The organism is Anaerolactibacter massiliensis, from assembly GCF_900290205.1.
GTDB classification, from domain to species: Bacteria; Bacillota_I; Bacilli_A; order Erysipelotrichales; family Erysipelotrichaceae; genus Bulleidia; species Bulleidia intestinalis.
The window spans coordinates 939,412-950,520 of sequence record NZ_OLMH01000002.1 but is presented as its reverse complement, the minus strand read 5'-3'; the positions used below and the strand labels follow the sequence as shown (position 1 = coordinate 950,520).

At 51.2% G+C, this 11,109-nt stretch carries 8 protein-coding genes; all 8 read left to right on the top strand.

Annotation, left to right across the window (positions count from 1 at the left end; genetic code table 11):
• Position 1 precedes the first annotated feature (1 nt).
• The 8 genes from rbfA to C7E00_RS08040 all read left to right on the top strand — a co-directional run bounded on the left by rbfA (position 2) and on the right by C7E00_RS08040 (position 10,674).
• A complete protein-coding gene (rbfA, locus tag C7E00_RS08075) occupies positions 2-361 on the top strand; it encodes a 30S ribosome-binding factor RbfA (protein WP_105303806.1) in 360 nt (119 codons plus the stop codon).
• 143 nt (positions 362-504) lie between these two features.
• A complete protein-coding gene (locus C7E00_RS08070) occupies positions 505-1,065 on the top strand; it encodes a TetR/AcrR family transcriptional regulator (RefSeq protein WP_167836524.1) in 561 nt (186 codons plus the stop codon).
• The gene (locus C7E00_RS08065; protein ID WP_105303804.1) at positions 1,062-3,410 is read left to right on the top strand and encodes a glycoside hydrolase family 2 protein; all 2,349 of its coding nucleotides are present in this window, start codon (positions 1,062-1,064) and stop codon (positions 3,408-3,410) included. Before C7E00_RS08070 ends, C7E00_RS08065 begins: the two co-directional genes overlap by 4 nt.
• A gap of 17 nt (positions 3,411-3,427) precedes the next feature.
• Complete coding sequence (locus C7E00_RS08060; RefSeq protein ID WP_105303803.1) at positions 3,428-4,834, top strand: glycoside-pentoside-hexuronide (GPH):cation symporter; 1,407 nt, start codon at positions 3,428-3,430, stop codon at positions 4,832-4,834.
• The gene (locus C7E00_RS08055) at positions 4,824-6,401 is read left to right on the top strand and encodes a glycoside hydrolase family 36 protein (RefSeq protein WP_105303802.1); all 1,578 of its coding nucleotides are present in this window, start codon (positions 4,824-4,826) and stop codon (positions 6,399-6,401) included. Before C7E00_RS08060 ends, C7E00_RS08055 begins: the two co-directional genes overlap by 11 nt.
• A gap of 87 nt (positions 6,402-6,488) precedes the next feature.
• On the top strand, positions 6,489-7,835 hold the full coding sequence (locus C7E00_RS08050; RefSeq protein ID WP_105303801.1) for a vWA domain-containing protein: 1,347 nt from the start codon (positions 6,489-6,491) through the stop codon (positions 7,833-7,835).
• Positions 7,832-9,376, top strand: coding sequence for an ATP-binding protein (locus C7E00_RS08045; RefSeq protein ID WP_105303800.1), 1,545 nt, complete (start codon positions 7,832-7,834; stop codon positions 9,374-9,376). The genes C7E00_RS08050 and C7E00_RS08045 overlap by 4 nt, the downstream gene beginning before the upstream one ends.
• Positions 9,376-10,674, top strand: a complete 1,299-nt coding sequence (locus C7E00_RS08040; protein ID WP_105303799.1) for a leucine-rich repeat protein — start codon at positions 9,376-9,378, stop codon at positions 10,672-10,674. Before C7E00_RS08045 ends, C7E00_RS08040 begins: the two co-directional genes overlap by 1 nt.
• Positions 10,675-11,109: the final 435 nt, after the last annotated feature.

Genomic DNA, 11,109 nt, shown 5'->3' with positions numbered 1-11,109 from the left:
TATGGCAAAAACCGTCAAGCAGAAACGGCTGGAAGGAATCATCCGCCGCGATGTGACTGAGATCATCGCGTTTCAGGTCAAAGACCCGGATGTCTCGAATGTGACGGTCACGGATGTGCGCGTCTCGAATGATCACAGTTATGCTACGATCTACGTGACGTTCTATGGCAACAAGTCCCACCGCGATGCGATGGCAGCGCTTGAGAAAGCAAAGGGCTATATCCGCTCCGAACTCGCTCAGCGCCTGGACATCCGCAGATGTCCGGAGCTCAGGTTCGAGATTGACCGGACCGAAGAGAACGGCCGGCATATCGATGAGCTGATCGCCAGAATTCACGAACAGGAAAACAGAACGGAATAAGTTTCTGTGAGCGGCTTTCTGAGGAAGGCCGCTTTTCTTATGCCGCGGTTATTGATTTTTGATGTCTGCTCTTGCGAAAGCGGTTACATCAAACTATAATGGAAACCAGAAAGAGAAATCCGGTTTCCGGGAAGGAGTATTCTATGTCACTGAGGGAAGTAATCCTTGATCAGGCAACACACCTTTATGCTGAAAAGGGATTGAAATTCACCATGCAGGATGTGGCTGAAAGCATGCACATCGCAAAGAAAACCATCTATCATCTCTACCCATCCAAAGAATCATTGCTGCTGGACCTCTGCGACACCGGCTTTGCAAAGATCCATGCCCAGAAGCAGGCGATCATGGAGCAGGATATCCCGCTTGCGGAAAAGCTCAGAAAAGTCATTGTGGCCATGCCGGAAGAATACCAGATGCTGGATTTCCGGAAGCTGGAAGGAATCGGAGAGAAATATCCCTCTGTTGCTAAGAGCATCCGGAAGAATCTGGAAACGAACTGGGAACCGACCCTTCAGCTGATGGAAGAAGGAATCTCTACCGGAGCATTGCGCAGCGATCTTTCGATGCCGGTATTCCGCATGGTCGTGACGGCCAGCATCGAGTCCTTCCTCTCCACAGACGGACTCAAGGAATACGGCATCACTTATCATGACGCTCTGGATTATCTCGCAGATCTTCTGATGAAAGGAGCGGAAGCAAGATGATCTTACTGGACAATGACTGGGAATTCACGCCGGTATGGACGGATGCATTTGCAGAAGGAAGCGGAACCGGAGAACCGGTACGGCTTCCGCATACCGTGAAAGAAGTGCCGCTGCATGAAGCAGATCCTGCTTCGTATCAGATGATCTGCGGATACCGGAGACTGCTGAAGATTCCTGAAGACGCAGAAGGAAAGAGACTCTTCCTGCAGTTTGACGGATGTGCGCATATCGCCGAAGTATTCGTAAACGGCAAGAAATGTGCTGAGCATCGCTGCGGCTATACCGCCTTCCGGACAGAGATCACAGACCTTGTATCTCTGAATGAAGAGAACCGGATTGCGGTGAAACTGGATACGACCGAGAATCCATCCATTCCTCCGTTCGGATTCGTGATGGACTATCTGGCCTATGGCGGCATCTATCGGGATGTGTGGCTGGATGTACGGAACCAGACTTATCTGAACGATGTCTATCTCCGCACTCCTCGTACGGATCAGATCATTGCAAAGACACAGCTGGATGGCGATGCAGACGGAATGGAACTTCAGCTCTGCGTGAAAGATGAAGAGGGAAACGAAGTTCTTTCAGAGACATGGCCTGCCTCTGAGCATTCCCATGCATGCAGGATCATCAATCCGCATCTCTGGTCGATGGAGGATCCATATCTGTATCAGGCCGAGGTGTCTTTGAAGAAAGGAAAAGAAATTCTTGATACCGTTTCCCGGCATCTTGGAATCCGGACGGTTTCGATCGATCAGGATCATATCCTGCTCAATGGAAAGCAGGTATTCCTGCGCGGTCTGAATCGTCATCAGTGCTACCCGTATGTTGGCTATGCGGCATCCCAAAGCCTTCAGAGAGAAGATGCAAGAATTCTGAAAGCAGAGCTGCAGGTCAATGCAGTCAGAACATCCCATTACCCGCAGAGCCAGTATTTTCTCGATGCCTGTGACGAGATTGGGCTGGCAGTGTTCACTGAGATTCCCGGCTGGCAGCATATCTCTTATGACCCGGGATGGAGAGAGCAGTGTGTTCAGAATGTCAGAGAAATGGTGATGCAGTACCGGAATCATCCGTCGATCTTTCTCTGGGGTGTGAGAATCAACGAAAGTCTCGATGATGATGAACTCTATCAGAAGACAAACGCGGCTGCGCATGAGCTGGATCCGGATCGTCCGACCAGCGGTGTGAGATATCTCGAGAAGAGCCATCTGCTGGAAGATGTGTATGCATTCAATGACTTCTCTCATCACGGAACAAACGGCGGGGCAAGGCCGAAGGACAAAGTGACTCCGGATGGGAACAAGCCGATGCTGATCAGTGAAGCAAACGGGCATATGTTTCCGACCAAGCCTTATGACACCTGGCAGCGCCGGCAGGAACATGCGCTCCGCCATGCCAGGGTGCTGAATGATGCGATGGCAGACGGAAAACATGCTGGATGTTTCCAGTGGTGCATGTTTGATTATCCGACCCATCAGGACTTTGGTTCTGGCGATCGCATCTGCTACCATGGCGTGATGGACAGTTTCCGCAACCCGAAACCAGCAGCATCTCTTTATGCCAGCCAGGGCGAATCGGAGCCAATTCTGGAAGTATGCACGCCGATGGATATCGGCGATTACAATGCCGGGCAGATAGGAGAGATCTACGCCTTCACGAATGCCGATGAAGTCCGCCTGTACAAGAACGATCAGTTCGTGAAGAGCTTTCATTCCGAAGGATGGAGCGGTCTGAAACACGGACCGGTGAAGATCGATGATCTGATCGGTGAACTGATCCGTGAGAACGAGCATTTCCCGGAGGCCGAAGCGAAGCTGATCCATGACTGCCTGCTTGCTGCAAAAGAGAAGGGCATGAGCAATCTTCCGCTTTCCATCAAGCTGAAGCTGCTGTATGCGATGAAGCATTACCACCTGACGATGGAAGACGGCTACCGCCTGTTCGGGACTTATGTCGGCAACTGGGGCGGCAAGGCAACAGTCTGGAGATTCGATGCCGTAAAAGGCGGGAAAGTCGTGAAGTCCGTCGTGAAGACGCCGGATACGAAGCTGCATCTTGAAGTGAAGAACAGCAATCCCTGCATGCATGAAGGAAGCACGTATGACATGAGTGCCATCCGCATCCGCCTGCTGGACAGCAATGACAACCTGGCCAGCTATGCCCAGATTCCGGTCTGCTTCCGCGCGGAAGGACCGATCGAGATCGCCGGTCCGAAAATCGCTGTGCTGGAAGGCGGCATGGGCGGAACCTATATCCGGACCGTCGGAAAGACAGGAAACGCAGTACTTCATATTCAGACAGATCAGACAGAATCTGTTTCTGTTTCATTCATCATTGACTGAAGAGGGGAGAGCATTCTATGGAATTCTCAAAGCGTCAGACCGCGGGCTATGGGCTGGGTGCCGTCGGCAAGGACATGGTCTATGCACTGAGTGCAAGCTATGTCATGTATTACTATCAGGATATTCTCGGAATATCTGCAACATTCGTTGGCGTCGTTCTGATGGCCGCCAGAGTCTTCGATGCGCTGAATGACCCGTTCATGGGCATTATCGTCGAGAAGAGCAATCCGAAGTTCGGAAAGTTCAGCACCTGGATCCTTTCCGGATCGATTCTGAATGCGTTCGTGCTTTATGCATTGTTCAGTGTTCCGTCAGCATTATCCGGCGGCGGTCTGCGCACGTATTTTGCAATCATCTATGTGCTCTGGGGCGTGACCTACACGATGATGGACATCCCGTTCTGGTCCATGATTCCGGCAGTGACCAGGGAAGCAGAAGACCGTGAGAAGCTTTCCGTCGTTGGCAGAACCTGCGCCGGCATCGGCAATGCGCTGATCACTGTGTTTGCAATGAAGATGGTTACGATGCTCGGCAATGGCAGCGAACGCAGCGGATTCAGCCGTCTGGCCCTGATCGTCGCCGTCCTGTTTGCACTGTTTGAGATTCTCTGCGTCCACAGCATCCAGGAGCGCAAACTCAGCAAGCAGCCCGCAAAGTCTGCATCGCACACTGCAACAGTGAAAGAGATGTTCCAGGCTCTGTTCCGCAATGATCAGGCCATGGTTGTGGTCGGCGTGATTGTGCTTATTGACTGCGCGCTGTATATCACCTCCAATCTGCTGATCTATTTCTTCAAGTATGATTTCGGCGGAGCTTCCTGGGTGGACAGCTACACGCTCTTCAATACAGTCGGAGGTGCTTCCCAGATTCTCGGCATGATGGTGCTGTATCCGCTGCTCAGAAAGAAGCTTGCCAATGAACAGATCTTCCGTCTCTGCCTGAGACTTTCGATGACCGGTTATGTGCTGATCCTCATTGCCTGCCTGGCAGGACTTGGCGGATCGCTTGGCGTGCTCTGCATTCCGGGTGTGCTTGTCTTCCTTGCCAACGGCATGCTGACAGTTCTGACGACCGTATTTCTGTCTTCTTCCGTAGACTATGGAGAACTCACGACGGGCAGCCGTCAGGAGTCTGTGATTTTCAGCATGCAGACGTTTGTCGTCAAGGCCAGCTCTGCCATTGCTGTGCTGATCAGCGGTGTCGGCATCGATCTGATCGGTCTGATTGGCAACAGCCAGACTACCGGGGCCGTTGCTGTTCAGAGTGCTTCCACCTTGCTTGGCCTCCGTCTTCTTATGACTGTGCTGCCATTCCTCGGACTGTTCTTTGCGATGATACTGTTCCGGAAAAAGTTCAAGCTCACGGATCAGAAGAGCGAAGAGATGATTGAAGAACTGAAGGAACGCCATTCTCATGAGGCATGAAGTCAAGTGGAGCGTGAAGACGGACTCCTTTCATCAGGAAGGTACCTGCAGGCAACTCAATCATGAAATCCATCTCAGATGCAGCGGTCTTAATGGAACTCTTGAATCCGTGACTGCTCTATTGAAGATTCCTGTCACTCCTGATACCAGAATCTTCATGAATGGCTATCAGACCTGGACCTGGTGCAGAGAGCAGAAGCCTGATGGGAAAACCAGAGGCGTCAACCGGATTCCTTCGTTTCTTCTTAAAAAGTATGCCTTTGATCGGTACGGGGATTATCACTTTACCGATTACCCATACCGGAATGGCTTCCATCAAGGGGAATCCTGGTGCTATTTCCGCAATGGGGATCAGTACCTGCTGATTGCCTCGACCAGTGAGGAAGGCGGGTATACGCAGTTCTTCTATGAGAAACAGAACGGAACTCTCCGCATTGAGAGAGACTGTGCAGGAGTCGAAGCAGATGAAGCTTACCCGCTTCTGGACCTTTATCTTGCGGAAGGAAAAGAATCAGAAGTATTTGACGGCTGGATGGAAGCTGCTGGAATCAAGCCGCTTCCTGCTAGGAAACTCTATGGCTATTCCAGCTGGTACAACCGGTATCAGAACATCACGGAACCGGCAATTCAGAATGATCTGAAAGGATGCCGGACGATCTTTGAACCGGGTGACCTGTTTCAGATTGATGATGGCTGGGAACCCTATGTCGGAGACTGGCTGAATCCGGATCCCAGGAAGTTCCCCGGCGGAATGAAAGCCCAGGCAGACGCCATCCATACGGCCGGATTCAAAGCAGGTATATGGCTGGCACCATTTGCGGCAGAAGAGAAGTCCGACCTGTTCCAGGAACATCCCGACTGGATCCTGAAGCATGAAGGAAAGCCGTGGAAGTCCGGCTGCAACTGGTCTTCGTTTTATGGGCTTGACCTTGATCATCCGGAAGTTCAGAACTATCTGAAAGAGGTATTCCATCAGGTATTTGACGAATGGGGATTCGATCTCGTGAAGCTCGATTTCCTGTATGCAGCAGCACCATTCGGGACTCGGAAAGAGTCACGGGCTGCCAGGATGATCCGGGTCATGCAGTTCCTGAGAGAACTCTGCGGCAGCCATCCGATTCTCGGCTGCGGCGTTCCGGTGATGCCTGCATTCGGGCTCACCGAATACTGCCGGACGAGCTGCGATGTGAGCCTGGACTGGGATGATGTGCTGTATATGCGCGGGTTCCACCGGGAACGCAATTCCACGAAACACGCAATTGAAACCAATCTAGCCAGAAGACAGCTCAATGGCAGAGCCTTCGGGAGCGATCCGGATGTATTCTTCCTGCGAACGGAAAACTGCCGCCTCACCGAAGCAGAGAAGAATCTCCTGGCGACCCTGGATGCTCTGACCGGGACGGTATTCCTGACAAGTGATGATCCTGGTTCCTATACAGAAGCCATGAAGCAGAAGTACCGGGAGTACCGCCATATGACGGAAGCGAAGGTAGAATCAGTATCCCTGGATAGCGGCATCACGATCACATATGTCCTTGATGGAGTACGGCATGTGTTTCATTCCTGAGAAGTGCGTAGGCACTTCTTTTGTTTTGTCGTTCCTTCTTGCAGTTCATTAGGAATCTGAACCTGAACCAGGTATAATTTCCTCGTTATGGAAACGGATAAACAAGCAGAAGCTCTGGCAGCAGAAGTGATGCAGGGGGCAAGAGATCAGATCGTGGCCAGGATGCCTTATCTCAACCGGGCATTGTTTGCGATGCCGGTGAGGTTCTATGCTCCGGATCATGAAACAGATGAGATCACGCTCGGCTATGGCTGCGATGGGACTTACCTCTACGTGATGCCGCAGGCCGTGCTGAGAGATGCGGACCGGAATCCGATGCTGGTGGTACGGGCTTATCTTCATATGGTTCTGCACTGTCTCTTCTTCCATGGTTTTCAGTATGTGACGCTGGACCGGGATGCCTGGGATTTTGCGGCTGATGCGGCCGTGGAGGCTGCGGTGCTCAATCTTGGCTGGAAAGAGATCGAAGTACCGGAAGATGCTGAACGCTTTGCGCAGCTGACGGCAGTCAATGATGCCTGCAAGGGCGTCACGGCAGAGAAGATTTATTCCTGGCTCATTCATCATCCCGATGAAAAATGGAAACTCATGAGACATGAACCCCTGTTCCGGAGAGACGTGCATGAATTCTGGCTGACGAGAGATGTCGAAGGCAGAAAATATGCCGGACGGGATAAAGCGTATCCCGCAAAAGCTCAGGTCAGCGATCGCTGGAAGAAACTTGAGCGGGCAACGGAAAATCAGATCCAGTCATTTGAGAAGACGCAGGGCTATCAGCCTGGCACCGTTTCCTCGAAGCTGAAGCTGAATCGCCGCGGTTCTTATGACTACAGCACCTTTCTTAGAAAGTTTGCGGTTTCCGGAGAACAGGTCTCGCTGAGTCCGGATGAATTTGATTATATCTACTATACGTATGGCATGAGCCTGTACGGCAACATGCCGCTGATCGAACCCCTGGAATACCGGGAAGATACGAGAATCCGCGACTTCGTGATCGCGATTGACACGAGCGGATCCGTGCAGGGAGCACTAGTCAAGGCATTTCTGAAGAAGACCTGGGAGATTCTGTCTTCTTCGAAGAATTTCTTCGAGCAGGTGAATGTGCATGTGATTCAGTGCGATGCAAAGATTCAGAAAGAAGTGACGCTGCATAATCAGTCGGAGTTCCAGGAGTATCTGAAGAATATTGAGCTGCAGGGCTTCGGCGGAACAGATTTCCGGCCGGTATTTGCAAGAGTAAGGCAGCTGATGGATGCGCATGCCTTCCGGAATCTCAGAGGTCTTCTATATTTCACAGATGGCAAGGGCATCTTCCCCGAAGAAGTCCCGCCGTATCAGACGGCATTCATATTTGTAGGCAATGGTTTTGCGGCACCATCGGTCCCGCCATGGGCAATCCGGCTGGTGCTGCCGGAAACGGAGTTTGAGGCATGAATATTCAGGACGCAAAAGAAGAAATCAAACGCAGTGTAAGTATTTATCTGATGAAAGACGAATTCGGGAACTACCGCATTCCCCTGGAACGGCAGAGACCGGTTTTCATGATCGGTGCGCCGGGTATCGGCAAGACCGCGATCATGGCGCAGATCGCCAAAGAACTCGGCATCTCGCTGGTTTCCTATTCGATGACGCATCATACCCGCCAGAGTGCTTTAGGTCTGCCGTTCATCGACCATCGCATGTATCAAGGAAAGCCGTTTGAAGTCTCGGTCTATACGCTCAGCGAGATCCTGGCCACGGTATATGAGAACATGGAGAAGAGCGGCAAGAAGGAAGGCATTCTGTTCCTGGATGAAATCAACTGTGTCTCAGAAACGCTCGGACCAAGCATGCTTCAGTTTCTGCAGTACAAGACCTTCGGAAATCATCAGCTTCCGGAAGGATGGGTCGTGGTAACTGCCGGCAATCCGCCCGAATACAACCGGGCCGTGTATGAATTTGATATTGCAACCCTGGACCGCCTGAAGGTGCTGCATGTCGAACCGGACTTGGAAGTATGGAAGAGGTATGCAGAACAGAAGCAGCTCCATCAGGCCATTCTGTCCTTCCTGGAAATCCATCCGGATGATTTCTACCGCATTCAGACGACTCCGGAAGGAAGAACGTATGTGACAGCAAGAGGCTGGGAAGATCTGTCAGAAGCACTTCAGCTGTTTGAGGAAAAGGGATACCGTGCAGACGAAGAGATGATTCATGAATATCTGTCTGATCCGGAAGTAGCAGAGAACTTCGCTTCCTACTATGACCTCTACCGCAAATACCGGGATGATTATCAGATTGCTTCGATCCTGGCAGGAAAGAAAGACGCAGAAATCTCGAAGCGGATCTCGGAAGCGTCGTTTGATGAATGCATCAGCGTGACGAGTCTTCTGATGGAAGCAGTCATGCCGGCAATACTCAGGAATATGGAGCAGGAAGACGGGCAGAGAGCTCTGCTGAACCCGCTGCGCAAGCTGAAGCAGGAATGCATGGCTCATCCGGAGCTGGATCTTTCCGGACGTCTGGAAGAAATCCGCACGTCCCTGGAAGAAGAAGCGAAGAAAGTCCAGGACGCCAGAGGACTGACAGACCGTGAGAAGCGGATTGTCGCTTACGAATGTGCACTGCTGAGACAGACCAGAAAAGGCGTGGAACTTGAGCGCCCGAAAGATGCAGCAGAGGGTTTCCGCTATGCAGAAGCCAACTATCAGCGTGAAGTGCATACGATGAAGCAGAATGCAGAAAGCATCCGGGATCAGCTGGCAAATCTCTTCCAGTTCCTGAAAGAACAGTTCTCTTCCGAAGAAGAGATGCTGCTGGCAGTCACGCAGTTCACCGTCAATACGAACTGTGCAAGATTCCTTGCCCAGCATCCGGTTCCGGAATATACCGAGGCCAGCGAGCGTCTTCTCGTGAAGGACCGCAATGCGGACCTTCTGCGCAGAGTTCATGACTATCAGCGCACGATTGAAAAAGAAGGGGTTCTGTCCCTCTGATGGGAACGTTCTCTTTTGAGCCCTGTGAAGACGGAATCCGACTGACTGCATGGAGCGGACCGGAAACGGAACTGGAGATTCCGGAAACCATTGACGGGAAGAAGGTCCGGGTGCTCGGCACGATGATGTTCTTCGAGAAAGGCAGCCACCTGACCAGACTCTGGCTGCCTGATTCCATCCGGATCATTGAAGCAGATGCCCTGGAAGGATGTGCCGACCTTGAAGATCTGATTCTGAATGAAGGATTAATCTCTCTTGGCCGTGAATTCGCCGGAATGTGCAGTCTGAAGGAAGTCAGGATTCCTGCTTCTGTCTCAATGATTGATGAAGTTTCTTCTCTGGATTTCCGCCTTCAGTTTAAACCAGGCGGAAGCTACTGGACGGATGGGTTCGGAATCTATCACAAAACTGCAGAAGGAATCGTCTTTGCAGGCATTCAGCCAGGAGATGAAAGAATCTCTTATGCGATTCAGGAAGGAACGGTAAAGATCGAAAGAAGGGCTCTGGATCGCCGGAATGATCTTCAGAGCCTCAGTCTTCCTGCCACGCTGAAAGAGATCGCACCTGGCTCACTATTTGCTACCGGCGATGGATTTGCGAAACGCCGTGGCATCAGAGATTTCTCTATCGCAGCTGGCAATTCGTTTTTTGCGGTGCAGAATTCCATGCTGTACCAGAAGAATGAAGCAGGAAAAAACCTGCTTGCATATACTGGCGAAGAGAAGGAAATCACTCTCGATGATTCCTTTGAGGCAATCGAGAGACTGTCATTCTTCCGGTCTCCCGTTCATCAGGTAATATTTCCGGATGCCAGGATCCGCATCGCTGAGAATGCATTTCTGGATTGTGAGCTGGAAGAAGCAGTCTTTCCTGGGTTCCATATCCTCTTTCCGAAGCATCATGAGATGCTGAGACAGGAACTGCTCGCATGTTTCGGAAGAAACGGAACTCTGTTTGACTGGAACCGTTACGACCGCGCCATGAAGGTTTCCTTCCTCAGTGCTGAGCGCGTTCGTCTGCTGAGTGCAAGACTCCGATGGCCAGAGGGGCTGTCGGAGACGTTCCGTGCATCATTCTTCCAGCTGCTGTCTGAAAAACTTGAAGAAGCATGTGCACTGGCAGATGAAGCAGATGATTCTGATTCAATTCTGCGTCTTGCTGAATGCGGACTGATCACGAGAGAGAATCTCGATGACTGCCTGCAGCATATGATCTCAGGGATTCCTGGTCCTTCTGCAGCACTGCTTGCATGGAGTGCTTCTCACCTGCCTTCTGATTCTGATGATTTCTCATTATGAGCATCCACCATGGATGCTTTTTTCAAAAACTGCGCTGGCTGCAGCGCAGCATCATTTCATTGCGTATGAAATCTTCGGAAGAAGTGCTAACAGTCAAAAGATCCTAAGGCGTTTTACGCCGTGATTGAAAATGAACCGAGCTGAATTTTATTTTCTCTGAACACTCAGAATCATGGGGCCAGGTGTTACGCCTCTGATATGATGTCTATCTTCAGCTCTTGTTGTCTGTCCCTGGGCTGCTCTTGATAATGGCCTTTATTGAGAAAGGAATAGTCCCAGAGCATTGTTTTATCTGCCCGAAAAACACCCTTTGCCATGGTATCAAAACCATGGTCATTTTCTCAAATTTGCTAAGAATTCTATTTCCATCCAGCATAAAAGCATGAGTTTTCCCGCATCGTTCATTCCATTTCTGATTATTTTCGGGGGATCCCG